Consider the following 26,144-nt stretch of genomic DNA (forward strand, 5'->3'; position numbering starts at 1 on the left):
GAAGGACCTGGAAAGGTCTTCCATAGAGGGTGAGAGGCCCGTATGCGAAATTTTATTCACACCTTAGGGAACCCCTGAGTACCGCGGGGCACGTGGAACCCCGTGGGAAGCTGGGAGGACCATCTTCCAAGGCTAAATACTCCTCAGCGACCGATAGTGAACAAGTACCGTGAGGGAAAGGTGAAAAGCACCCCGGGAGGGGAGTGAAATAGTACCTGAAACCGTTTGCCTACAAGCAGTGGGAGGACGATGATTCTTCGGAATCTGTCTGACCGCGTGCCTTTTGCATAATGAGTCAGCGAGTTACTTTCTGTGGCAAGGTTAAGCCGCTAGGTGGAGCCGAAGCGAAAGCGAGTCCGAATAGGGCGATTGAGTTGCAGGGAGTAGACCCGAAACCAGGTGATCTATCCATGGCCAGGGTGAAGTCTCGGTAACACGAGATGGAGGCCCGAACCCACTAAGGTTGAAAACTTAGGGGATGAGCTGTGGATAGGAGTGAAAGGCTAATCAAACCTGGAAATAGCTGGTTCTCCCCGAAATGCATTGAGGTGCAGCCTCGAGGCGAGAATAACGGAGGTAGAGCACTGAATGGGCTAGGGGTCTTACCGGATTACCAAACCCAATCAAACTGCGAATGCCGTTATATCATCCTCGGGAGTGAGACTACGGGAGATAAGTTCCGTGGTCGAGAGGGAAAGAGCCCAGACCGTCAGCTAAGGTCCCGAAATGGATGCTAAGTGGGAAAGGATGTGGATACGCACAGACAACCAGGAGGTTGGCTTAGAAGCAGCCATCCTTTAAAGAAAGCGTAACAGCTCACTGGTCCAGTGTGCCTGCGCCGAAAATTTAACGGGGCTAAGCATTCTACCGAAGCTGCGGCAAGGTCTTCGGATCTTGGGTAGGGGAGCATTGCAGTGACCGTTGAAGGTGTACCGAGAGGAGCGCTGGAGGAGCTGCAAGAGATTATGCTGACATGAGTAACGATAAAGCGGGTGAGAATCCCGCTCGCCGTAAGCCTAAGGTTTCCTGGGTAAAGGTCGTCTGCCCAGGGTTAGTCGGTCCCTAAGCTGAGGCCGAAAGGCGTAGGTGATGGGAAACAGGTTAATAGTCCTGTACCACCGGGTTAGCGTTCGAGTGAAGGGGGGACGTAGAAGGGTAGGCCGGCCGGGTGATGGAAGTCCCGGTTCAAGCCAGTAGGCGGAGGTTCCAGGCAAATCCGGAGCCTTGGTAACGCCGAGAGGTGATGAGGAGGGCGAAAGCCCATAAACTGGTTGATCCCAGGCTACCAAGAAAAGCCTCTAGCGAGCTGACCAGGTGACCGTACCGCAAACCGACACAGGTAGGCGAGGAGAGAATCCTCAGGCGCGTGAGAGAACCCTGTTTAAGGAACTCGGCAAAATAACACCGTAACTTCGGGAGAAGGTGTGCCCTCATTAGGTGAAGAGACTGGCTCTTGGAGCCGAAGGGGGTTGCAGAGAAATGGCGGTAGCGACTGTTTACTAAAAACATAGGACTCTGCAAAGTCGCAAGACGACGTATAGGGTCTGACGCCTGCCCGGTGCTGGAAGGTTAAGGGGAGATGTCATCGCAAGAGAAGCGTTGAACCGAAGCCCCAGTAAACGGCGGCCGTAACTATAACGGTCCTAAGGTAGCGAAATTCCTTGTCGGGTAAGTTCCGACCTGCACGAATGGCGTAACGACTTCCGCACTGTCTCAAACAGGGACTCAGTGAAATTGCAGTCTCGGTGCAGATACCGAGTACCCGCGGCTAGACGGAAAGACCCCGTGCACCTTTACTATAGCTTGGCATTGGATTTTGGGCGTGTATGTGTAGGATAGGTGGGAGGCGGAGAAACGGGAGCGCCAGCTCTCGCGGAGCCAACCTTGAAATACCACCCTTATGCGTTTAGAGTTCTAACCCGGAAGAGTTATCCTCTTCGGGGACAGTGCCTGGTGGGTAGTTTGACTGGGGCGGTCGCCTCCCAAAGAGTAACGGAGGCGCGCGAAGGTTCCCTCAGGCTGATTGGAAACCAGCCGTAGAGTGTAAAGGCAGAAGGGAGCCTGACTGTGAGAGAGACATCTCGATCAGGGACGAAAGTCGGTCTTAGTGATCCGGCGGTTCCGCATGGAAGGGCCGTCGCTCAACGGATAAAAGGTACGCCGGGGATAACAGGCTGATAACCCCCAAGAGTTCACATCGACGGGGTTGTTTGGCACCTCGATGTCGGCTCATCGCATCCTGGGGCTGGAGCAGGTCCCAAGGGTTCGGCTGTTCGCCGATTAAAGCGGTACGTGAGCTGGGTTTAAAACGTCGTGAGACAGTTTGGTCCCTATCTACCGTGGGCGCAGGAATTTTGAGGGGATCTGTCCCTAGTACGAGAGGACCGGGATGGACGAACCACTGGTGTACCAGTTGTTCCGCCAGGGGCATAGCTGGGTAGCTAAGTTCGGAAGGGATAACCGCTGAAAGCATCTAAGCGGGAAGCCCACCCCAAGATGAGAGTTCCCCTCCGGGAGCGATCCCGGGCTGAAGGCCCCTCGTAGACTACGAGGTTGATAGGTCGGGTGTGTAAGCACAGCAATGTGTTGAGCTAACCGATACTAATTGGCCGTGCGGCTTGACCATCCTCAAGGCAACCGATTGAAACCAGGAAGAGCTTCTTAAATAAAACCCCTGTTCAGTTGTAAGCTTCCCCATATTGGGGCGGTGGCTAGAGCGAGGAGGATACACCCGTTCCCATCCCGAACACGGTCGTTAAGCTCCTCTGCGCCGATGGTACTGCGTGGGTGACTGCGTGGGAGAGTAGGGCGCTGCCGCCCCATCCCCTTTTTTACCCCTCCATTCCTTTCTCTTTTGTTCCCTCACCTCTATGGTTTCTTTGCAAATGTCTTCTTTTCCCCAAAAAACAGCCGGCGCTCAGGCAAGCGTTTTTTGGTTGTAGTAAAATTCTGTCGTAGCTGGAAGCCGTCCCCTTAGAGAGAAAATGATTTCTTCTCGCTCAATTGGAGTTCCCGTTGGGTCAAGGAGGCCGCATTGAAAAACGATCTCATTCTTGATTCCCGAACTTATGAATCCTACCACGGATAGTAACGAGCAGGAGCAGCAGGCTCTGATCGGAATTTTCATCAAGACGGTGGAACATTTCTTCGTTAGTTTCCAGAAGATGCCCATTGAACCTGGGTCCGCGCCTCCAGATCATTTCCATCGGCAATGGCTTTGGGGCCCCATTCTATGGCAGTGAGGATGACGCTCTCGGCGAACCGGTCCTGAATGGGGGTGCCGTCAACGCCGTTGAAGTAGGCTTCGGTCACGTGAGTGAGCAGGTCGCAAACCCCATAGGCGGTCTGATTCTTTGGTACGCTCACCGTGAGTTCGGGGTCCACCATGGCAACCTTGGGATATAGACATTCGGCCTTGGACAAAGGATTTTTCCTTGGTCTCCTGGTTTGAAATAACCGCTCCCATGTTCATTTCAGAACCGGTGGCAGCCAGGGTCGGTACGGTGATGATGGGCAGTGCGCGGGCCGGGATGTATGGATGGGGCTGACCGTGGTAGATCATGTCCCAGGGATCGCCGTCATAGTAAAAGGCGGCGGCCATGACCTTCGATGCATCCATGGTGCTGCCGCCTCCCAGCGCGATGATCACGTCGCAGCGCTCGTCCCGTGCGAGCTGGGCGCCACGCCTCTGACCGTCGTGATGCGTGGGTTGGGCTCGACGCCGGAGCACTCAACCACCGAAACGCCGGCCGCCTTCAGACTGGTGACCGTGCGGTCGAACACACCGCTTTTCTTGACGCTGCCGCCGCCCGTGACAAGCAGGGCGCGCGTTCCGTGCGTACGCACGACCTCGCCGAGGCGAGAAAGCGTTCCGGCGCCAAAGATGATGCGTGTTGGATTGTGGAATTCGAAATTCATGATTTCCTCCTTTGTTGTGGGTCCTTCTTCCTGAACTTTGTTTTCGTTTTCAACCGTTTGACGACCGGATCATAATTCCGGCAGGACCCCGCCCGGTAGACCGATCCTGCGAGATTCTTGCCTGATTCTCCAAAGATGAGGACAAATGAGTTGTCCACCGAGACATGATTCCGCTAAAATCGTGAAAACTTAGAATGGCGACGAGGAGAACTTCAATGAATCGACAGTACGCGGTTCCAACGCGAAGGGCCGATAGCCTGACGGTTGCGCAGGCAGAACTGGCGGGAAGTATCGCCAGATGGATCGGGGAGAATAACCAGCTGACCACTGCGATCCTGTCACTGACTCTTTGCCGGTGGGAAACGACCACGGAACCCACCAGCTACATGCACCCGCCAAGTATTTGCCTGATCGCCCAAGGGTCCAAGCGTGTGATGCTGGGAGAGGACGCATACTTGTATGATGCGAACCATTTTCTCATAACCTCTGTCGACCTGCCGGTCGTGGCGCAAATCATCGAGGCGAGCAGGGAGAAGCCTTACCTGGGATTAACGTTGGAGCTCGATCAGCGAACAATCGCGCAGTTGTTGGTGGACAGCCGCCAGCCATTGCCCCGCAAACCGGAAACAGGACGGGCCATGGCAGTCAGCGAGGTGCCGTTGCCGTTGCTCAACGCCTTCCAACGGTTGATCGATTTGCTCGACGCGCCGGAGGACATCCCGATACTCGTCCCGCTGGTCCTGCGGGAAATCTTTTATCGCCTGCTCGTGGGCGAACAGGGGGCACGCCTGCGACAGATTACAACTGTGGGGAGCCACAGCCATCAAATAGCGCGGGCAATCGACTGGCTAAAGGACAACTTCAACCAGCCGCTGCGTGTGGATGACCTGGCGGCTTACAGCGGGATGAGCACTTCGAGCTTTTATCATCACTTCCGGTCGTTGACAGCCATGAGCCCTCTCCAATTTCAGAAGAGACTGAGACTGAATGAAGCAAGGCGGTTGATGCTCACGAAGCGTCTGGATGCGGCGACTGCCTCGTTCCAAGTCGGCTACGAGAGCCCCTCACAGTTCAGCCGCGAGTACCACCACTTGTTCGGTGCGCCGCCGCTTCGCGACATCAAGAATTTGCATCAAGTCTCTGCATGAGAAAGGGTATGGTTCCCTGCCAATTCATGCGATGGATACTGAGAAGACTTCAACGTGGCAAGGGGGCCTGAAAGCTACCATCCTCACATCCATAAATCCTTATAGTCGGCACCAGAATGAGTGCACATGGGATAGCCGTATCTTCAAGCCGGGATCAACTGCATTGAACGCCATGAGAGCACTTTTTGAGCTGGTTAGTTCTACTGGATCTTCACTTCTGAACCAATGCCGGAATTGGCCGAAGGGGACGAAAATTGACCCAGAAATCACATTCTTTTTTATTACCACATGGGACTTGATGGGTGGAGGTTCTGATGCAATGCAAGGGCAAAGCGAGAGGCAGGTGTGAGGCAAGATCCTGTTGAAGGTTTCCTCCTTGCCCTTTTTTGCAGGTGAAGGAGGAAACCTTATTCTCTTGCAATACATTTTAGCGAGAAGTAAAGGGATTTCCTTGTGCGTCCAATTGTTCCTGCTGTGTTTTTTGTTTATTTCTCTTGCGTTCCTGTATCTCCTCCGTGTTTCTTTGATACCGTCGTTGCTGCATATCGGATAGTGCCTGGTTGCCGGAGTTGCCGTTTTGCTCTTGGATTCTTCTCTGATTGCGGCGCTCCTGATTGCTTTGGAACGACTGAACCGAATCAGGCGACTGTCTGTTCATCCTTTCAAGTCTCCGGTTTTGCCGTTCCGCTTGAACGGTGGAGTTTTGTCGATCCAATTCGTCGGTCAAGGTGGCTTGCTGTCTGTCCCGCTGCTTCTTGAAAGTGCGTAAATCATTCAACGATGAGTCTTCAGAGCCTGTATTTCCCTGCTGGAGTTCTCTTCCCGGCTTTGTAGGTCTGATCCTCCTGCCTTCTGCGGTCGAGGGATTGATCTGTTCGTTGTCCTCCTGCTGGAGTTCTCTTCCCGGCTTTGTAGGTCTGATCCTCCTGCCTTCGGTGTTGGAGGAATTGATCTGTTCGTTATCCCCCTGCTGGAGTTCTCTTCCCGGCTTTGTAGGTCTGATCCTCCTGCCTTCGGTGTTGGAGGAATTGATCTGTTCGTTATCCCCTTGCTGGAGTTCTCTTCCCGGCTTTGTAGGTCTGATCCTCCTGCCTTCTGCGGTCGAGGGATTGATCTGTTCGTTATCCCCTTGCTGGAGTTCTCTTCCCGGCTTTGTAGGTCTGATCCTCCTACCTTCTGCGGTCGAGGGATTGATCTGTTCGTTGTCCCCCTGCTGGAGTTCTCTTCCCGGCTTTGTAGGTCTGATCCTCCTGCCTTCTGCGGTCGAGGGATTGATCTGTTCGTTATCCCCTTGCTGGAGTTCTCTTCCCGGCTTTGTAGGTCTGATCCTCCTGCCTTCTGCGGTCGAGGGATTGATCTGTTCGTTGTCCCCAGGGTGAAGTTCCCTGGCGGGCCTTCTCCGCATTCCTTCCAGATCCTGGGGCTGACTGTCAGTGCCTTGCCTTTGTAATCCCTGTTTCCTTTTCAACTCTCTCTGCTCGAATCGCACTTCAGAGCTCGGTTTATTGACCGAGTCGACATTGACAAAGCGATTTGAAACTCTGGGTGGTTGAATCTGCCCTGACTGTTGCACTTTCCTTGGACGAATTCTTTCTACATCTCTTTCTATTGCACGTGCATTTACTCTGGTGGCCTGTTGCGCAATCCTTTGATTGCGTTCGATTCTTCCGATGACGGTCTGGTGAGGTTTTCTGGTGACCTGGGTGTTGGTAAAGTTGTATCTTTCCTTGATACTTGTGTAATTGTTTATGATCCTTTGGTTCACAACAGGGGCTGGACGATAATTGTTGATGATCGTGGTCTTGTTGATGTTTGTGATCCTCACATTTCGATAGTCGTTAACGCGGTAAAAATCGCGATGATTCACCACGACCGCCCGGTCGATGTATCTAAAACGGTTGATGTTCACTGTGGTGATGTTGATATCGTTGACGACTATCGAACGAGGTCCCCAGCGCCTGTGACCATAGTAGACTTCGGTGGGAGCGAGAGGAACCCAGCCGATGTGAGTATCCGCATGGATCCAGCCTACTCGCCCGGGATACCATGAAAAGCCGATGCCAACCGCCGGAGCCACGTTCACTACTCTAACCCGGCTGACGGGAGGGGCCCAATACCAGCCTGTGCCAGCATAGACCCAGTTCCCATAATGGTGGGTCACATAACCGAATGGCTCATCGGGGATCCAGCAATTGTCACCATAATAAACGGTCCACCTTCCGGCGCTGAAAGGTGTCCATCCTACCGCTACTCGTGTGGGACGCCAAAAGGTGTGATATCCCCCGTCGTAGTAGACTTTCTCCCAGGTACCATTGTCCTCCAATTCATAAGCCTCATCTCTGAGACCTTCTGGAAGATAACGGACGGAGTCGCCTTTTACTGCAATCCGTTTGTTCCAAATGTCATCACGCTGCTGATTCCAGTCATCCCAATCCCCATCTACGGTTCCCTCTCCGGAGGACACGTCGCGACTGTCGGCGATGAGAGAGGGGGCACCTGCGCTAACGTCATAACGTGCTTCATCCCCTTCGTGGATAAAATCCACGGTTCCTTTGAGCGGGATGACTTCTACCGAATTGTCTCCGACATAGAGATCGAAAGTGCTGCCTACCGGTGCAGCAACATATCCAAAGGGAGTCGTTACTTTGATGATGCTATTGGGACTCTTGTTGTAAAAGCGTGCGATACCTGTTGCCACATCAATCTCGGTGACTTCCTCCTGGAGGGCGATCAGTTGGATCTGAGTATCGCCGTCTATTCTTATCCATGTGCCATTAGGCATAATGAATTCCGCCTTTGCATTCTCATCCGAATACAAAGCATCATTCAGGCCGAAAGGGGCATCTTTTACCGTTGCAACCCAGTCTTTTTCCTCAGGAACATACCGCATCAATTCTCCCTCCACATGCGATATGCGTCCTACAAGGACGGTATCATTCTCGTCCCCATCGTTCGCTGGCTCCTGGGAACGGGCTGAAGCCAAAGGTGCCGCCATGATGCACAGTATGAACGTGAGCAAAAGCAGCCTACTCATTTTTCCCATTCTTTTCTCCTTTTCTAGGGGGGACTGCATAATAGAGATCAAATTCTTATAACTTTTTAAATAGCATTACAAATCTTGAATGAGTTTTGAATACAATGATTCTTCCCCTGCAACTCGAGTGGTGATTGACATTTGGCCACCTCATTGCGATGTAATCCGCAAGATGCTGATCGAAATGCTTGGATTGCAAATTTTAGCAATAATTGCGCCAAATGATTAATATTTTGAAATGCCGACCAAAAATTAAACCTCACCTTTTCATTTAAAAGAAGTCCGAACGTGAGAGTTACATTTTTTGCACAGACGATTACGATTCCTACCCCTCGACAAGGGGCTTGAGAACCGACCTGAAACTCGGTGAAATAGAGAAAGTCGGATGAATAGCTCTTGTCTTCTCGAGGAACATCCTGTGCCGCTCACGAAACAGATGTGTTATAAAAGCATATTGATCGGGCAGGAGCAAAGAGGCTCAGTCCAATTTGGCGGTAGGCCAAGAAATGGGCATTCGAGTATTCTCCGAGCCGCTCCCTTTAATTTTTATTGGGGGCAAGTGCCTTGGGAAGTACGTTTTCAAAGGAAAGCGGGAATGATCAGGCGCATCACCATAGAAAACTATATGGCTCACAAATCCACCACGCTGGATCTGGCTCAGGGAGTGACCGTAATCACGGGTCCCAACAATACGGGAAAAAGCGCCATCGTAGAGGCGATCCGGTCGATTGCCCAGAATCCTCCCACCAAGAATTCCATTCGCCATGGCGCCAAAAGCGCACTGGTCCGCATGGAACTCGATACAGGAGAAACCATTGAATGGGTGCGCACGGACAAAAGCGCCCTCTACAATCTCACCCGAACCGATCCCACCGGTAACGAAGGAACTCCCCAAACGGAAACTTTTGCTAAGTTTGGAAGGACTCCGCCTGAAGCCATTCGGCAACTGTTGCGCCTCGATCCCGTGGAAACTGAAACAGGTGCCGTGGACATTCACATCGGCAACCAGAGATATCCCATCTTTCTGCTTGATCAGGCGGGTTCCCAGGCGGCAAGTTTTTTTGCCGCTTCCACGGAAGCGGAATATCTGTTGCGCATGCAGCAAGCCCTGAAGCGACGGACCGACCGAACCAGGTCACGGCGCAAGGAGCTGCTTCAAGAGTGCGAACGGGACGAGAAGAAACTGGAGCGTTTCGCTCCGTTGGGAGAAATCGCATCCTTGTTGTGTGAGGCTGAAAGCCTCTATGAGAAAATCGGAAAGGCTCGAAAAGATCTTCCCGCCATGCAGGATTTTCTCGATGCGTTCGAAGGGATTCTCGCTGGCTATCGGCTGAAGTCGGTTGACGCCGAAGTCCTTGAATCTTTGACCGTACCGCCGAAACCGTACGCACTTTTACCCATGGAGTCCCTTTGCCGGGAAATCGCAGCAGCCGTTCATTTGCTTGAAACCTGTCACAGCAGGCTCGAAATCTTTTTTTCTTTGAAAACGCCTCCAGTTGCTCATGAGGTCCCTGCGCTTGAAGAGCTTGTGCACCGCATCGAGAATGCTTGCATCAGACATGAAGCGGCTTTCAAACAGGTAGAAGTGCTCCAGCGCATTCTTTCTCCCCCGCAGCTTCAAGATGCAGCATTTTTGAAAGAGATCGTCGGTAAGCTCCAAAGGACAGCGAACGCAAGGGATGCCGTTCTGGGTACGGCATTCGTTCTGCAACCCCTATCACCGCCTCCCGCCTTGCTGGACATTGGAATTTTGGAGCGCATCACGGACAGTATCGAAAAGGATGTAAAATTCTTGAGCGCCCGCCAGGAGGTAGCAGACCTTTTAGAGCCTTTGACGCCTCCTCCGGTACTCGAGGAAGTTCTGGACCTGGAATCCGTCATTCGAGTTTTCGAAACTCATCTCGAACATCACCGCCTGGCAGCTAAAAAAGATCATGTACTCCAAGGAATTGACTTCCCGCCCGATTTGAAGAGCCTTGAAGGGTTGAAAAATATTATAGCCGAACTGGAGAACTGCGGCATCAAATTGAAACAGAGCATTGAGCAGGAAGGAATTCTCCAGGATCTGCGTGTTCTCCCGGCCCTTCAGAAGTTGGGGGATTTGGATGCGCTTTTGGATGTTTTCGCCTCTCTGGCGGTGCAAATGGAGAAAGTGGAAAGGGGGAGCAGACTTTTCGGCGCACTGATTGTTCCGCCCCTTCTGAATGATGTTCAGGATATGAGAGATATCGTTGAGCAAATACATCAACTGGAAAGAGGGATCAGCGAAAACGAAAAAATTCGGGCCACTCAGCAAGATCGATTGATGAAAAAGCGACAGGAACTGGAAGAGACCCTTCTTCAGGCTGGAGCGTGCCCGCTGTGTGGGCATCCCATGGATATAGATCATTTCCTTGGAGGAATGCATGCCTGAAATGCTTTCGAGCGCATCGGAATTCCATTCCATAGAAGACCGGGAATACAATGGGATTCTCTTTGTGGGTGACCCTCATGTGTCTGCTTTCCCTCCAGGCCATCGGCTGGACGATTACCCACGAACCATCCTGGGCAAGCTCGGGTTTTGCCTGAATCTGGCAAAAGAAAGGGGTTGCCTGCCCATCATTCTGGGAGACCTCTTTCATGTGCCGAGAAACAATCCCAATTTCCTCCTGGTGGATCTCATTGAACTTTTCAGGGAGACGCGTCCCTGGGTGCTTGTGGGAAATCACGACAAATACGAGGCACGCCTTACGCGTGATGTTTCCCTGTCGGTTCTGAATGCCGCAGGAGTGATGCGGCTCATAGACCAGCCGGGAAAAGTCGATTCCATTTGCGTCAAAGGCGCCAAAGTCCTGGTGGGCGCTTCCCCCGACTGGACTCCGATTCCCGGAGAAGTGGTCCGTGAAGGCCATGATTTCGTGATCTGGGTGACGCATCATGACCTTGTTTTTCCCGGATATGAAAGCGGGCGCTATCAACTGAAGGAAATTCCCGGTGTGGATCTCGTCGTGAACGGCCACATCCATACCCCCAAACCCTCGCAGCGTTGCGGCCGGACCCTCTGGACCAATCCCGGCAGCATCGTGCGTATCACTCGAAGCCATTATACAAAGGCAATCAAGCCTGCGGTTGCCCTTTGGACCCCGGAAAGGGAAGATCTCGAGATTTTGGAAATCCCTCACAATGCCTTTGATGAGGTATTTCCACCTCTTGAAGAAATGGACGATCTCCAGGAAGAGGTCCTTGACGAATCTCTCTTCATCAAGGGACTGGAAAATCTCGCTCTCCGCAGAACGACGGAAGGAGTGGGGCTTAAAGCCTTTTTGGAAGCCAACCTGAATCCGGATGATCCTCTGGATGGAATCATTTGGGAACTTTATGAGGAAGTGATCGAGGATGGAAAAGAAGAATAATGTGTCTGACGAAACTTTTTCTCAAAGAGATATGCTGGTTCAGCAAAAGCTGGAGCGGTTGCGGATTGAATACGGCAAGCTCCATGAACAGAAAATTGCCACGGATCGGGATAGAAAAAATCTCGAAGAGCAGCTTCGAATTTTGAGGGAGAAAGCTGAAAGGGAATATGGAACCAGCGATATCGAGCAGCTCAAGGCCCTTCTCGAGCAGCGCCGCCTCGAAAATGACCGGATGGTGGAAGAATATGAAAAGCACATTGAAGGAATCAAACAAGGACTTGCTGCGGTGGAGAAAGGCGAAACGAAAGAAGTTTGACTTGCTTCGATAACTCTGAGGAAGGTGGAAGAATCTGCATGAACGAGCCTGGGACGACTGAAACCGATGCCTTGCACAACCTCCCCGAACCATCGGAAATGCGGAAGCGTTTTGATGCGCTCCGCTGGGAAGAAAAAATGGTTCGCGAGCGTCTTGAAGAAAACCGGAAGGTCATTTCCCATTTAGACGCTTTTCTGGAGAATCAGCCCAAGGTAGCGGCTCGCCTTGAGTTTCTCTGCCAGAGTCTTTTCGGTGAAATCCTGGATGAAGTGCAGCGCAATCTGACTTATGCCTTGAGGGAAGTCCTTGCGCAGGATCTCAAGGTCACTTCCACACGGGAAGTTCAGAGAGGCAAAGTGGCCATCACTTTCGGTATCGAAAGGGACGGGCAACCCGAAGATATCCTCACCGGCCAGGGAGGCTCCGTTTGTAATATCATTTCTGTGGGGCTGAGGCTCATTGCCATGTCCCAATTGGATGAAAAGGAGCACCGACGCTTTCTTATTCTGGATGAGCAGGACTGTTGGCTGAGACCGGACCTCGTTTCGCGTCTCATGTTCATCATTTACACGATCGCTCATCGTATGGACTTTCAGATTCTGGTCATCAGTCACCACGATATCAATTATTTTAGAGAATATGCCGACCGCATTTACCGGATTCTTCCAGAAACCGGAAAAGGGAAGGGGGTGAGCCTCGAAATGTTGGAGCAGGTTCCCACGAAGCGGGAAGATCCCGGGTGAAACGAGTTTTGAGCCGGCAGTTTTTCATGTAACGAATCATGAGCCCCTTTCCTGGTGTTTTTGAGAAGCGCAGGAGTTATTTTGCTGAAAAATAAAGATTCCGCAGATATTTGAACAAAACAGGCAAAATGTCCGGCTCCAGATAAAAGGTTTCTCGATCTGCGAAAATCTGCGCAATCTGCTTGAAATTGAGGAATTGATGCATGCCGAGCCGCAGAGGCGTGGTGTGACGTGCCTCTGCGGCATTTTCCGAAAGTGAAAGGTTTTTTGCCTCGCCAGGACCTTCGCGGGGCCCTAAAATTCCTCGAAGCTCTTTTCATCCAAGGGGATGATTTGCTGTGACCGCAATGGGGAAATATTGGAATATTTCTGTTTCCCAGCGTTCTTTTCTCCAGGAACGATGGATTTCACCTTGGAGAGTGAAGGTATTTTTTGTGAGTGTTTTTGGAGGCTGCTCTTCTCGGAGCGACGCCCATTGTCATGGGTTGCGCCCACGAGTGCAGCGAGCCCTTTCACGAATTCCCGCATCTGCTCGGCCTGAGCGTTCAATTCTTCCGATGCTGACGCCGATTCTTCCGCGTTTGCCGCATTCTGTTGTATGACTTTATCCATCTCGCCTACGGCGCGGTTGACCTGTTCGATTCCTTGAGCCTGTTCCGTTGAAGCCGCCGAGATTTCCCCTATGAGCTCGCCAATTTTTTGAGCGCCTGTCTCGACTTTGGCGAATGCGTCGTTTGCTTTTACGAGGAGCTGGCTGCCTTCCTTCACTCGCTTGATCGTATCTTCGATGATGCCGGAAGTGCTTTTTGCAGCTTCGGCAGCCCTCATGGCCAGATTGCGGACTTCGTCGGCAACGACGGCAAACCCCGCCCCTGCTTCTCCCGCCCGGGCGGCTTCAACCGCTGCATTCAGAGCCAGGAGGTTGGTCTGAAAAGCAATTTCATCAATGGTTCTAATGATTTTTTGTGTCTCTTCGCTTGTTTTACTGATTTCCATCATGGAGTGAGTGAGGGTCTTCATGGAGTGATTCGCCTCTCCTATGTCTTCACTGGAAATGGCTACAAGCTGCTGGGCCCGTACAGCGTTCTCCGCGTTTTGTTTCGTCATGGAAGACATCTCTTCCAGAGCCGAAGAGGTTTCTTCAATGGATGCCGCTTGTTGCGAAGATCCTTCAGCCAGTTGCTGGCTTGCTGCCGAGACTTGTGATGAGGCCGCAGCCACCTGCTCGGATCCTTCGTTGAGGCCGGAAATAGCATTTGTGATGGGTTTGGAGATGCTCCTGCCGAAGAGAATGATCAGGGCGGTTATGATCACAAGGAAGATGGAGCCGGAAAGGATCATCATGTTTTGAATAGCGTAAACGGGGGACATGAACTCTTTTACCGGCTGAGTTACCGCAATGCTCCAGCCGGTTGCTTCAACCGGAGCATAGCCGGCTATTTTGTCCATTCCTTCGTACAGATAATTCTGAACCCCCGTTTGCTTGGCGCTCATTGCTTCGGCGATGGATTTCATCCCTTGAAGGGTTTTGATGTTGAGCTTGAGGATCAACTCCTGTTTGGGATGGGCCGTGATGTTGCCATCCTCGTCCGCCATGAATGCGTATCCGGTTTCGCCTATCTTGATTTTTTTGATCTGTTCAACAAAAAAATCCGTTTTGAGAACGACGGTGACCGTTCCGACGACCTCTCCCGATTCGGAGAAAATGGGGCCGCAAAGGGGCACGACGGGTTTTCCCGTTTTTTGGGATAGAATCACATTTCCGATGGTTGGTTTTCCGTTTTTGGCGGATTTGAAGTAGGGGCGCTCGCCTATGGACATGCCCCTGCAAGTTCCTCCTTCGCTGTCTGCGTAGATGGTTCCGCTATTGTCCGTCACGAAAATCACTTCATAATTGTGGCCGACGTTTTTCTTGGCGCTTATCAGTTTGCGTGAGAGCTTTTGAACCTCGTCCTGGACGCTTGCCGTTCCTTCCCTGGCGACCGTAGTTCCCACGTCGATCGTTGTATTTCCTACGGTGATTTCTTTAAGCATATTGAGTTCTTCCATGATCGCCACATGAACCATCTCCGAGAGCCCCTGGGCGGTGACAAGCGCTCTATTCTCGGCAATGGCCTTCAATGCATCGGATGTTCTCGACGTGGAAAGAATTCCCATGGTCAAAAATGGAACCAATGAAAGAAGTATTCCTCCCAAAACCAGTTTTTTTGTCAGTGTCATATTTTTCATCTCTTTCCTTTCACATGCCTTGCGTTTCAAAATTGGATCGGTTGTTCGATTACGTGAAAACTCTATACACAGATGTCGCAGATGAGGGGAACGCAGCCGGTTTTTGAACTTCCTTGTTCTCTGTGCTCTCTGCGGTGAACGGTTACGCAAATTCTATATCGGCATGGTCGTAAAAAAAGATGAAACCGAATGAGTGTTCTTATGTAATCTGTGTGTAAGTTTATGATTTCATTTGATTCATAGTTGAACTTCCTTGTTCTCTGTATCCTCTGCGGTGAACGGTTACTTTTGTGAATGCAATTTGAGAAATTGCAAAAGCACATGGTCCACTCTGTTCCGCCTGCGCTTATTTTAAAACAATCTCTTGCTCAAGTATCTTTACGGGAAAGCCGATATTTGCCTATGAAGCCCTAAGAAAAATTTTGTTTTATTTCAAGCATCCCATATGTTCTCCATGCTGTAATATAAAAACGCTCGTTCGCCCTGAGGGGGGTATTGAGGATATGTCCTGAGCGTGTCGTAATGAGGATGCGCCAGGTTCATGTTCCGTTGTGTTCCTTTGGAGTATGTGGGGCGATGTCACTTGATTGAAAGAATGTCGGTGGGTATTGGATCATGCCAATAGGAAAGTTGTTTTTATGACAATCAAAACAATGATGTTGTCTTTATTCATGATCGTGAACATAGGGTTCATACCGGCTTTCGAAACTTCTCTCGACGCCCGCCGGCCCGAATCATACAAAAAACTCAAGCTCACCGTCTCGGGAGATTATCATTATCCGCCTTATGAGTTCCTCGACGAGAAGGGTATTCCCACCGGATGGAATGTGGACATTTTCAAAGCTGTGGCCGAAGTCATGGGGCTTGATTTTGAAATCAAGCTCGGACCCTGGGAACAGGTGCGGAAATCTCTCGAGATGGGGGAAATAGACGTTCTCCTGGGGATGTATCGTTCAGAGGAAAGAGACCGTTTAGTCGATTTTTCCATGCCTCACCTCACCGTGCATCATTTGATCTTTGTACGGCAGGGCTCGCCGATAAAATCAAAAGAAGATATTCGCGGCAAAGAGATTATCGTCCAACGTAGTGATATCATGCATGATTACTTGAAAGCCAATGCTCTGACGGATCATATCGTAGAGGTGGAAACTCCGGCGGATGCCCTTCAGTTGCTTGCTTCCGGCAAACATGACTGTGCCCTGCTGGGTAATTTGCAAGGCCTTTTCCTAGTACACAAGCTCAAACTCTCCAACATCTCGATTGTGGAACCTCCGCTGCTTTCAACCCATTACTGTTTCGCCGTCACCGAAGGCAATGCGGATCTTTTGGCCACACTCAACGAAGGCCTGAGTCTTTTGAATGCCACCAAACGTTATGGAGAGATTTACGACAAATGGTTTGGAGTCGTCGATTCTCCCGGGATTCCTGTGCATGTGCTGGCTCAGTATGCCGCCATCATTTTGGCTCCTCTGCTGTTGCTCTTTGTCGGTTCGCTCATATGGTCCTGGTCTCTCAAGAAAAAAGTCGCACAAAAAACAGAAGAGCTGCAAAGGGAACTGCTGGAGCGTAAGCAAGCGGAAGAGGCTCTTCACGAAAGTGAAGAAATATTCAGGTTGTTCATGAAGTACAGTCCCATTTATGTCTTTTTCAAGGATGAGCAAATCAGGTCCATACAATTGAGTGAGAATTATGAAAAAATGCTCGGAATGCCGATAGATGAAATCCTCGGCAAAACCATGGATGAGCTTTTTCCTTCCGAACTGGCCAGGAGCATGATTGAAGATGACTTGAGGGTCATGAGGACGGGCCGGCCGATCGAAATAGTGGAGGAGTTGGATGGGCGCACGTATACGACCATAAAGTTCCCGATTATGAGGAATGGCAAACCGACGTTTCTGGCCGGCTTTACAATCGACATTACGGAAAAAAAGCAGATGGAGGAGGCGCTGCGGGAAAATGAGCGAAGGTATCATGCCCTTTTTGAATCTGCCAACGACGCCATATTTCTTATGGATGGAGAAATCTTCGTCGAGTGCAATTCGCAGGCACTGGTGATGTTCGGTGTGAACCACAGAAATGAAATTCTCGGCCGTAGCCTGATGGAATTTTCTGCTCCGAGGCAGTCTGATGGCTTGAGTTCGGAGGAAAATGCACAGAAATGGTTGGATACCGGTTTACATGGCGATACCCGGAAATTCAACTGGCTGCACAAACGCAAAGATGGGGCTCTTTTTGAAGCCGAAGTTTCGTTGAATAACCTTGCTCTCAATGGCAGGAAATATATCCAGGCCATTTTGAGAGATATCAGCGAACGGAGGCGGGCGGAAGAGGAAAAGAGGCTGCTGGTGGAGCAGTTGCATCAGATGCGGAAGCTGGAGGCCATCGGTCGTCTGGCCGGTGGAGTGGCGCATGATTTCAATAATATGCTTGGTGTCATTCTTGGGTACGCACAATTGCTCAAGTCTTCACTGCCCGTCGGAAATTCCATGTATAACGATGTCCTGGAGATCGAGAAGGCGGCCATTCGTTCCCGGGATATCACACGCCAGCTCCTGGCTTTTTCCCGGAAACAGGTGATCGCTCCCAGGGTGGTTGATCTCAATTCAATGATCGATGAGATGCGAAAAGCTCTCTCCAGGCTCATTCGCGAGGATATCGAGCTGCGTTTTACTCTTGAAAAGAATCTCTGGAAAGTCCGGATCGATCCTTCCCAGATTGACCAGATCCTCGTCAACCTGGCGGTCAATGCCCGGGATGCCATGCCCGACGGAGGAGTGCTTTCCATCGAAACCCGCAATGTCCACCTCGATGATTTTTATTGCGGGGAGCATCTCGGAATGAAGCCCGGACAGTTTGTCATGTTGTCGGTGAGCGATACCGGCGTGGGGATGGATGAACATACCCGGTCCCATATCTTCGAGCCCTTTTTCACCACCAAGGAACTGGGCAAAGGCACCGGGCTCGGGCTTGCCACGCTTTATGGCATCGTCAAGCAGAACGACGGATGGATCAACGTTTATAGTGAACCGGGCCAGGGGACGATGTTTAAAATTTATATCCCTCGCATGAAGGAAGACCTGCAAGGGGAAGAGCAGCCCGAAGCCGTTGAAATCCCTTCCAGGGCCGGGACGATTCTGGTGGTGGAGGATGATGAAATGATGCGTGGAATGGTTACGGCCATGCTCAAAACGATCGGCTACAAAGTGCTGAGCACAAAAACTCCTCAAGAGGCTCTCTCCCTTTTCGAGAAGGGGGAAGTGCACGTTGACCTTCTTTTGACCGATGTGATTATGCCCGGATTGAGCGGCAAGGAATTGGCGGATAGGGTCAGATCTATGCTGCCTGAAACCAGGGTGCTTTTCATGTCCGGATACACATCGAATGTTATTGCTCACCGCGGGGTGTTGGAGGACGGAATGCATTTCATACAGAAGCCGTTCAGCATGAGCGAGCTCGATCGAGTGATCAGTGAAACCCTGTGTGATTAAGGCAGGTGGTATTTGCAGGGAAAACTCAAGGGGGGGCCGCCGCAATGAGATTCCACGGTTCGCCTGGTGTTGCAATAAAGATTTGTAAAAAAACTGTTTCCCGGTTTTTCTTGGATTCCGGCTTTCGCTGAGATCCAGGCTTTTTTGAAGAGATACGGAACTTGTTTCTTTGGTGGATGGACATGAAGAGCCGTGTGAATCGAGAGGTTCACGTACGGATCTGTGAGATCGTGAGGGTGAGATTCCCCTGGGTTATTCGACTGGAGGGTGGGAGAAAACCCCCCGTTACCCGATTAGCCATCCGCCTTGAATCCATCGTGAAAAGTGACGGTGCCCTGCGGAGTATGCCCGTCGAAAGACAGAGCGAAGAAGACCTCTTGTGGTACTCCCTCATGCACAAGGCCGGGTACATTTTGGAACCCGAACTTCCTGTAGTAATCCGGATGCCCCACGAGACAACATCCTTGAGCCTTCATATCTTTCAGTCGTGATAGCCCTTCCCGTATCAGGGTTTTGCCGATGCCTCGGCGCTGGTACGATGGCAATACCGAAACAGGCCCAAGGCCGTACCAGTTCCGGGTGCCGTCCGAAAGGGTCAGGGGAGAGAAGGCAATATGCCCTACCACACGGCCATCCACTTCTGCGACAAGCGATATCGTGAGAGCCTTGGCGGCGCGTAGTGCTGCTATGATAAATTGCTCAGTGTGATTGCTGATCTCCAGAGTCTTAAATGCGGCGGCAGTCACCTCGGTTATTGCGCCCACATCGGCATCGGTTTCGCTTCTGATTACGATCTTCAGATCCATGGGTTTCTTCTTTCTCTTTCTTGCTGGCCAATCGCGGCGCTCACCTGGCGGAGCGAAGCGCAGCCAGCCGAACACGGGCCATCACCGGCCCTAACAACGCCGTCGATGAGCTGTGGACAATACCAACCAAATGCGTCCTGCGTGGTTCGGGTTCGGGTGCATGGCCTCGTTAGGGCCTGTTGCGATCCAAAGAGCCGCCCGCCTGCAGGGCAAATCAACTCTGGCATGCAAGTCACTGAGCGTGTGGTCCCTATGCTGCAGAGAGTCGTTTGACTCGCAGTTCGCCCCTGCGCTGTTCAGCCTGCCAAAGATCGTACTGCACTTGCTGGTTTAGCCAGCTTTCTGGGGTGGTATCAAAGGCAATCGAAAGCCTGATAGCCATCTCAGGACTTATCCCGGTATGGCCATTGAGAATGCTCGATAATGTTTTGCGGCTTACCCCCAAAGCCTTAGCCGCTTCCGTTACTGATAGATCGAGTGGCTCAAGGCAAAGCCTCTTTATGATTTCTCCTGGATGGGGAGGATTATACATCTGCATTTCTCACCTCAGTGATAGTCTTCGTAATCAACCACGTCGGCATCTTTGCCGACGAAACGAAAGGTGACACGCCAGTTGCCGCTCACTTTCACTGCCCAATCATCTTGGCGGTCACCGCTTAACTCATGAAGATCCAAACCAGGGAGACTCATATCCTGAGGGCAGGTGGACGCCTGAAGGCGGCCCAAGATGAGGCGCAATCGTTCAGCATGCTTTGGCTGTATACCAGCTTTGCTACCAGTTGTAAAAAAACGCTCCAATCCCTTGTGTTTGAATCCTATGATCATGTCTGCAATGTAACATGGGTGGTTACGGGTTACAAGGCGCTAACGCCCAAAATCAACGGCGGGCGGTCACGGACTTGAGAATACAGCAACACGCTTCCCCGCCCGTCCGGTGCATTTTGTGTACGCCCGGCATGGGCGTGAACTCATGGGGTGCAAGCCCCCTGTACGTGAATCCTGCAAGTGTGTTTCACGCTGGCACAAGTACTAGCTGAAGGTAAGGGCGGAACCGCGAGGGACCGTCCGGAGGAAGCCGGAGTACAAAGAGGTGACCGGGCAAAAGTCAGCCGAGGTCATACTAGCCAAACGCCTCCCGTAATGGGGAGGACACGGTGAAGGACCGAACACAGAGAAAGGAGTTGGAGTCTCCATGAGTTCCCATGACACGTTGAGTCCGACCGGAGGAGTGACCGTGGGGCACAGTGTGGAATCAGCCAACCCGGATGAAAACCTGCTGGAGCGGATTCCCTCCCGGGAAAACCTGCTGCAGGCGTGGAAACGGGTCAAAGCGAACAAGGGAGCGGACGGAGTGGACGGCATGTCCATCAAGGCCTTCCCCGATTACACCCGTGACCACTGGGAAGAAATCCGTGACTCGCTATTTGCAGGTACCTACCAACCCTCACCGGTCCACAGGGTGGAGATTCCAAAAGCGACGGGCGGGAGAGCGGGTAATGCGAAGCGTTCAACGCTTTCTCAAGCGTACCCTCAAGCTCCGGGTCAACCAGGAAAAGAGCCGGGTGGCGCCTACCGATCAAGCTACCTTCCTTGGCTTCACCTTCCGAGGGGTCAGCATCCGCTGGACCGACAAAGCCTTCCGGGAATTCAAGCGTCGTGTCAAGGAGCTCACATGCCGAAGCTGGTTCGTCTCAATGGACTACCGGTTCCAGAAGCTCGCACAGTATCTGCGCGGCTGGGTGAACTACTTCGGGATCGCCGACTACTATCGGCCGATCCCCGAGATCGACCACTGGATCAGACGTCGCGTGCGTATGTGTTACTGGAAGCAGTGGCGCCGGCCCCGCACGAAAGTGCGCGAACTTTTCAGGCTCGGCACCTCGCTTTCAGCGTCCATTCCTGTGGCAATGAGCCGTAAAGGACCCTGGCACCTGGCTCGCACTCTCGCTACCCAGACCGGCATGACCAACAAGTGGCTCAAGGCTCAGGGGCTTCTGGCTGTCAAAGAGCTGTGGGTGAACATCCACTACCCGGCTCCGGCCCGGTAGACTCTATGAACCGCCCCGTGCGGACCCGCAAGCGGGGTGGTGCGCCATGAGTGCAAGATTAGCACGTAACTGTACAGGAGATGGGGGATGGTCCCCCGATGTCGGCTTGCAGGAGCAGGCATCAAACCACCGTAAGCTGCGTCGGTTAAGAACCGGGGTGGTGAGCATTACGGAAAAGGCGTAACATGATTATGTCAGGTGTGGGATAAGAAGGCGAGTGAAAACGAACCACTGAGGACGTGTCGAAAGCATGACGATGGCATCAAAAGCGGGGTCGCACCACTGCTCCGTGATAAGTTCGGGAGAAACCTGTTTACTGCCTGAATGGTGCCCGGCATAAAGGTTTTAATTGACTCATTTTCTTACACTTACCTTACTTCTTTTCGACACGTAATTCTTAAACCTTGCTTATAATTGGGTATATAAGCCATATGTCCTTATAAATTAATAAGTTATCAGACACTCATGCTGCAAGAGCCTCTTTTAACTGGTTTTTCTGTTTCTCTACCCCGTTGATCTGAGTCAACCGCTGAAGAAGATTGGCTTTTTCCTTATGCTCAACAACTCTCATAACATAGCTCTGCCTTTCGTGCAGGGTTCTTGCCGAGGATGGCACACCGGGAAGCTGTGCATGGAGCAGGATGTAGGCACAGTAGACCCAATGTACATGAGAGATCACGGAATCAAAGGATGTGGCGGCGATATCCTCAAACCCCAGATGCATCTTTACGGATTTGTGAAAAAGTTCCACCGCCCACCTCAGAGAGTACCCAATCAGGATCTGTCTGGGCTGGAGTGTAAGGTGCGAGCAGGCAAAGTATTTGCGCTCTCCTCTGGGAGCACGCTTTCTTTCCGAGCATACCAGTTGAACCGGTGCAACATTTTTGAGCCAAACGATGGTATGTCTGATGCGGAACTCCTTCCGCCTTTTTCCTGGTCCGTTCGCAGTGAGACGAACAGTTTCCCATCCAAGCCTGCGCTGAGCCCTGAAAAAATCCTGGATTTGGCCCCAGCCCTCTTTGGAACTGGTCTTGAGGTACTGAGCATTGGATTTAACGGATCTTCTTTTCTTTACAGCCATGATGAAATCCCATCCTCTGGAGAGGATGACTTTTTGAATTCGCTTATCATCGTAGCCGGAGTCAGCAAGCACAACCACTTCCTCGGGTTTGTAGTTTTCGATGTATTCCGAAAGATCCAGCGACTGGAGGTAGTCTATGACCCTTTTGTGCTCGCTCTTGTACTCCAGATTCTTCTGTCTGCAGTAATTCCTGCTCAGGAAGGCAATCGGAAGCAGAGGAATGATCATGTCATTTATCAGCAGCACGATGTTGGTCCATTGATGGCCAACAAAGTATCCCTTGCCGTGATTGTGCCTCTGGACATTTTCAGAGTGCAGGCTGGATCTGCCCTGGCCGGTCAGATCAACCAGCATGGCCACCTTCCATGGGAGTTTTCCCAATGTCTTCATAGCCTTGGAGTATTTCTTTCCTTGCCGCCTGGAAAGATCCTTGAGTGTGTAGATGGTCGTATCCGGATGCTCCTTGAGCAACCGACTGAACTGAGAACTGTTCTTTCCAGAAATTGCAGAGGCATGCTCCAGAGAGTGCTTTCGAGTGGTTATCATAAGGGAGATGATGTACCACAGGCAGATCCTCTGCAGGCGTTTGCTCACGTTGAGTTTTTTGAGCAACCAGTTTCTAAAAATGTAGAACCGCATTTCCTTTCCTCCGCTGTAATAAAGATGGGCATACCTTTAAAATATGGCGGAGGAATCCGCTCTACAAACAGTTCTGCAAAAAAACTAACAATCTATGGTTCTTACACTCTCGCTCGCCTCCAAAAGCTTACCCACTGCGGCTTTGTGGGCAGACGGGAAGATTTGGCGCAATGTTTAAGTAATTTATTGCAGTTCAAGAGATGCAAGCATTTTAATGCCTTACCACCTTTTTCTTGTATCTTTTCGATCAACTCCTTGGCTTCTATGAAACTATCCCCGACGAACTCCAGCAAGTATTCAGCATATGTTCCTGTGCCAGCCTCAACCAAATCAAAGCTGCCTTTGACACGTCCGCCATGTCCCTTTTCTTGGTTCTTATGTACTTTGATCCTGAGTCCTCGATTAAGTTCTTGCTCTTTTACGCCGATGAGAAAGTCGCCAGCAGATGCCCCTGAATCCTTAACGGTACCGAATGGTGTCCTCGACATAGTTGCTCCTTGAGTAAGGTGATTATAATTTTCTTCGACTTCACTGTTCGTTTGGATGGTTTGTTATCTGAGAAGTTATCTGGGAGTAGGCTGTCCGCGCATTAGTAAGTCCAACACACAGATCACTGTGACAAACACAGTAATTGTAGCAAGAATTTTCATTGTAGCAAGAATTTTCATGCAAAGGACTCGGCTTGGTCCCCCTTTCTCGTCAAGAAGGAAGCCATTCTCGTGATTACGTAAACACCGAACATCAAACCAATTTCCGATATCATTCTCCACTCTTCCTTTCAACCTCATAATCGCGGCGTTCACCTGCGGAGCGGACGGCAAGCCGAAGGCTTGACGAACGAAGTGAGCGCCGCGATTCCCCCGGAGGCGCGAAGCGCGTCCGGGGGAACAAGTGATTGAATAGTTTCCGCATATCACTATATACAGAAAGCTTAAACACAAAATCCTTCATGGTGCCTAGCCGGAACACAAGAACGGAAGAATCGAATAATGGGTGCCCGAGCAGACGAAAGCGTTCACAGGTCAAAAAGACCATCTGATTTTATGCTCCCGCAATATAATCCTTGTCAATCAGGAGCTTCCTGATTTTTTAACGTTTTTCTGAAACGGGATTTTTTAAGGAGTGATCAGAGAGGGGGGAGAGTGGGTTGTTTGATATTCGAAAAAATAGATTGGTCCGAAAATTGGTCCGGATTGAAGCAAATAAAAAAGCCCATGAAGATAATTTCATAGGCTGACTTACCGGATATGGCGGAGAGAGAGGGATTCGAACCCTCGGTACCCCTTTACAGAGTACACTCGCTTAGCAGGCGAGCGCCTTAAGCCGACTCGGCCATCTCTCCAGTGTGTTCATTTCTTTGTTGATGGCGGAGGGAGTAGGATTCGAACCCACGGAACTTTCGTTCAACGGTTTTCAAGACCGCCGCCTTAAACCACTCGGCCATCCCTCCATCTATTTGTTCCCCGCGATGGAGTGAGTGAATCTAGCATCCGCCCTTTATCCTGTCAAGAGTTTCTGTTACAGGCCAGCAATTCTCATTTTGAAAAACCTACACCCCCCTGCCCCTCCCTCGAGGGGGGAATTCGGTGTCGTACCGGTATCTTATTTCCCGAGAGACCCCTGTCCCCCCTCGAGGGGGGAATTCTTAGGATAAAATCCTCTTTTGAAGGGGAGATCAGGGGGAATGTCGGAAATGCCAATATCATGAGAGGCATCCAAAATGAGAATTGCTGTTATAGGCTACAAAGTGACAGTGATCGCGGGCGAGCTTCGGAGCATGAGGCTAAATATTGCTTGCTCCGTGCAATCGAACAAAAGTAAAATTTAATTTTTTTAAAGCTCTTGACCCTTTAGCGACTGCAAAATTACAATGCAAGTCGTATGGAATGTTAGTATGAAAAAAGGCTCATGGCTCATGGCTCATGATAACATCGCTTTTCAAGAGCGTTTCCCGCTTTCCATATTGGCTTGCATCTCTTTGCCTTTTTCATTTTTCGTTGTGACCGTTCCGGTCATGGGAGTTAATGAAAACGGTTGTATGAGTGAATCGTTTTGGATTTTTTTTAAGAGCCGGTCAGGCGGGGGATGATGGCTCCTTTTCTATGAAAGCGTAGAATGAAAATAGCGTATTTTGATTGTTTTTCCGGAATCAGTGGCGATATGGTCCTGGGAGCCCTCCTGGATTTGGGGGTCCCTGAAAAAGTGCTTCTTGAAGCGTTGGAGCGTCTTCCCGTCAAAGGATACTCCTTTCATGTCACTCAAGAAAAACGTGGCGCCATCGCCGGGACAAGAGTCCGCATAGAGATCGATCATCAGCCTTCGCGGACTTTTTCAGACATTGAAAGCCTCATTCTCAAGAGCGACCTGGACGATCCCGTAAAGGAAATGAGCCTGGATATATTCAGGCGTCTGGCCGAGGCGGAGGCCCGGGTGCATCAAATGCCCATGGATCAGGTCCATTTTCACGAAGTGGGGGCCCTGGATTCCATTTTGGACGTGGTGGGGACGGCCATCGGGTTGCATGTTCTAAGCATTGACAAAGTCTATGCCTCGCGCATTCCGCTCGGAGGTGGTTTTGTTCACACTCACCACGGGGTTTTGCCGGTGCCTTGCCCGGCGACAGTTTTGCTCCTGAAAGGGGCTTCCGTTTATGACAGCGGCATCAAGAGGGAGTTGGTGACCCCCACCGGAGCGGCCATCCTCGCCGCTTTGGCGCAATCCTACGGCCCGATGCCGGACATGACATTGCAGGCGACGGGTTATGGTGTGGGAAGCCACCCCGCCTCCGATCCCCCGAATCTCCTCAGAATCCTTTGCGGGACGGCCCCGGTTTCATATCTCCAGCGGCAGCTTCTCATGGTAGAAACCCATATCGATGATATGAATCCCGAGTTTTACGGATATGTTTTGGATCAATTGTTTGCGCTGGGAGTGCTCGATGTCGCCCTGGTACCCATACAGATGAAGAAAAACCGTCCAGGGACTTTGCTCCGCGTGTTGCTCGAACCAGCCCTCGAGCCTCGCGTCCTGGAACTTCTCTTCAGGGAGACAACCACCCTTGGGGTGCGGGTGCAAGAGGTGAAGCGCGTTGAACTGGTCCGTGAAATCAAGGAGATTGGGACACATTATGGCTTGTGCCGCGTCAAATCCGTGATTCTGCCGGGAGGAGAGCGGCAAATCCTCCCGGAATATGAAGAATGCAAACGGATTGCCGAGGTTCACGGATTGCCCCTTCGGAAAGTATACGAAGAAATTTTTCACGCATCCCGGTCGGCAAGGGATGGCTGATGCAGGATAATTCG

15 protein-coding genes, 2 tRNA genes, 2 rRNA genes and 1 pseudogene (1 of these 20 only partly in view) are annotated in these 26,144 nt (G+C 51.3%); 10 read left to right on the forward strand and 10 right to left on the reverse strand.

Annotated features, from left to right (window positions below):
• Positions 1-2,626 (forward strand): 23S ribosomal RNA (locus QMG16_RS15125); it begins 319 nt to the left of the window's first position.
• Positions 2,627-2,703: 77 nt separating this feature from the next.
• Positions 2,704-2,820: ribosomal RNA gene (rrf, locus tag QMG16_RS15130) — 5S ribosomal RNA — on the forward strand.
• Positions 2,821-3,162: 342 nt separating this feature from the next.
• Here the strand turns inward: rrf and QMG16_RS19665 are convergent.
• Positions 3,163-3,918 (reverse strand): annotated as a pseudogene (locus QMG16_RS19665) (iron-containing alcohol dehydrogenase); the annotation flags it as partial.
• Positions 3,919-4,133: 215 nt separating this feature from the next.
• Here QMG16_RS19665 and QMG16_RS15145 point away from each other — a divergent pair.
• Positions 4,134-5,066 (forward strand): AraC family transcriptional regulator, encoded by a 933-nt coding sequence (locus QMG16_RS15145; protein ID WP_281795607.1) that lies wholly within the window; start codon positions 4,134-4,136, stop codon positions 5,064-5,066.
• Between the two features lie 427 nt (positions 5,067-5,493).
• On the opposite strand, the gene QMG16_RS15150 is transcribed toward QMG16_RS15145, so the two are convergent.
• Positions 5,494-8,109: a DUF6600 domain-containing protein gene (locus tag QMG16_RS15150; RefSeq protein ID WP_281795608.1), complete on the reverse strand. Its 2,616-nt coding sequence runs from the start codon at positions 8,107-8,109 to the stop codon at positions 5,494-5,496.
• Positions 8,110-8,695: 586 nt separating this feature from the next.
• On the opposite strand from QMG16_RS15150, the gene QMG16_RS15155 reads away from it, so the two are divergent.
• From QMG16_RS15155 to QMG16_RS15170, 4 genes are read left to right on the forward strand one after another with little or no spacing between them, the layout of a single operon-like run.
• The gene (locus tag QMG16_RS15155; protein ID WP_281795609.1) at positions 8,696-10,513 is read left to right on the forward strand and encodes an AAA family ATPase; all 1,818 of its coding nucleotides are present in this window, start codon (positions 8,696-8,698) and stop codon (positions 10,511-10,513) included.
• Complete coding sequence (locus tag QMG16_RS15160; protein WP_281795610.1) at positions 10,506-11,492, forward strand: metallophosphoesterase; 987 nt, start codon at positions 10,506-10,508, stop codon at positions 11,490-11,492. The genes QMG16_RS15155 and QMG16_RS15160 overlap by 8 nt, the downstream gene beginning before the upstream one ends.
• The gene (locus QMG16_RS15165; protein ID WP_281795612.1) at positions 11,476-11,808 is read left to right on the forward strand and encodes a hypothetical protein; all 333 of its coding nucleotides are present in this window, start codon (positions 11,476-11,478) and stop codon (positions 11,806-11,808) included. Before QMG16_RS15160 ends, QMG16_RS15165 begins: the two co-directional genes overlap by 17 nt.
• 38 nt (positions 11,809-11,846) lie before the next feature.
• Positions 11,847-12,551, forward strand: coding sequence for a hypothetical protein (locus QMG16_RS15170; RefSeq protein WP_281795615.1), 705 nt, complete (start codon positions 11,847-11,849; stop codon positions 12,549-12,551).
• Between the two features lie 294 nt (positions 12,552-12,845).
• On the opposite strand, the gene QMG16_RS15175 is transcribed toward QMG16_RS15170, so the two are convergent.
• Complete coding sequence (locus QMG16_RS15175) at positions 12,846-14,771, reverse strand: methyl-accepting chemotaxis protein (protein ID WP_281795616.1); 1,926 nt, start codon at positions 14,769-14,771, stop codon at positions 12,846-12,848.
• A 647-nt stretch (positions 14,772-15,418) separates the two neighbouring features.
• Here QMG16_RS15175 and QMG16_RS15180 point away from each other — a divergent pair.
• Positions 15,419-18,268: a PAS domain S-box protein gene (locus tag QMG16_RS15180; protein ID WP_281795618.1), complete on the forward strand. Its 2,850-nt coding sequence runs from the start codon at positions 15,419-15,421 to the stop codon at positions 18,266-18,268.
• Positions 18,269-18,561: 293 nt separating this feature from the next.
• On the opposite strand, the gene QMG16_RS15185 is transcribed toward QMG16_RS15180, so the two are convergent.
• The 3 genes from QMG16_RS15185 to QMG16_RS15195 form a co-directional block, all read right to left on the reverse strand.
• Positions 18,562-19,074 carry a GNAT family N-acetyltransferase gene (locus QMG16_RS15185; protein WP_281795620.1) on the reverse strand — a complete coding sequence of 171 codons (513 nt, stop codon included), beginning with the start codon at positions 19,072-19,074 and terminating at the stop codon, positions 18,562-18,564.
• Positions 19,075-19,324: 250 nt separating this feature from the next.
• Entirely contained in the window at positions 19,325-19,612 is a 288-nt protein-coding gene (locus tag QMG16_RS15190) for a HigA family addiction module antitoxin (RefSeq protein ID WP_281795622.1), read from the reverse strand.
• Positions 19,613-19,620: 8 nt separating this feature from the next.
• Positions 19,621-19,899: a type II toxin-antitoxin system RelE/ParE family toxin gene (locus tag QMG16_RS15195; protein WP_281795624.1), complete on the reverse strand. Its 279-nt coding sequence runs from the start codon at positions 19,897-19,899 to the stop codon at positions 19,621-19,623.
• A gap of 671 nt (positions 19,900-20,570) precedes the next feature.
• On the opposite strand from QMG16_RS15195, the gene QMG16_RS15200 reads away from it, so the two are divergent.
• Positions 20,571-21,122: a group II intron maturase-specific domain-containing protein gene (locus tag QMG16_RS15200; protein ID WP_281795627.1), complete on the forward strand. Its 552-nt coding sequence runs from the start codon at positions 20,571-20,573 to the stop codon at positions 21,120-21,122.
• A 463-nt stretch (positions 21,123-21,585) separates the two neighbouring features.
• Here the strand turns inward: QMG16_RS15200 and QMG16_RS15205 are convergent, their stop codons facing one another.
• The 4 genes from QMG16_RS15205 to QMG16_RS15220 form a co-directional block, all read right to left on the reverse strand.
• Positions 21,586-22,842 carry a transposase gene (locus QMG16_RS15205; RefSeq protein ID WP_281793868.1) on the reverse strand — a complete coding sequence of 419 codons (1,257 nt, stop codon included), beginning with the start codon at positions 22,840-22,842 and terminating at the stop codon, positions 21,586-21,588.
• 101 nt (positions 22,843-22,943) lie between these two features.
• Positions 22,944-23,330: a hypothetical protein gene (locus tag QMG16_RS15210; RefSeq protein ID WP_281795628.1), complete on the reverse strand. Its 387-nt coding sequence runs from the start codon at positions 23,328-23,330 to the stop codon at positions 22,944-22,946.
• A gap of 760 nt (positions 23,331-24,090) precedes the next feature.
• Positions 24,091-24,184, reverse strand: a tRNA-Ser gene (locus QMG16_RS15215).
• A 22-nt stretch (positions 24,185-24,206) separates the two neighbouring features.
• Positions 24,207-24,292, reverse strand: a tRNA-Ser gene (locus tag QMG16_RS15220).
• Between the two features lie 665 nt (positions 24,293-24,957).
• Here QMG16_RS15220 and larC point away from each other — a divergent pair.
• Positions 24,958-26,130: a nickel pincer cofactor biosynthesis protein LarC gene (larC, locus tag QMG16_RS15225; RefSeq protein WP_281795629.1), complete on the forward strand. Its 1,173-nt coding sequence runs from the start codon at positions 24,958-24,960 to the stop codon at positions 26,128-26,130.
• Positions 26,131-26,144 lie beyond the last annotated feature (14 nt).

Origin of the sequence: Desulforhabdus amnigena, from assembly GCF_027925305.1 — a bacterium.
Classification (GTDB): domain Bacteria; phylum Desulfobacterota; class Syntrophobacteria; order Syntrophobacterales; family Syntrophobacteraceae; genus Desulforhabdus; species Desulforhabdus amnigena.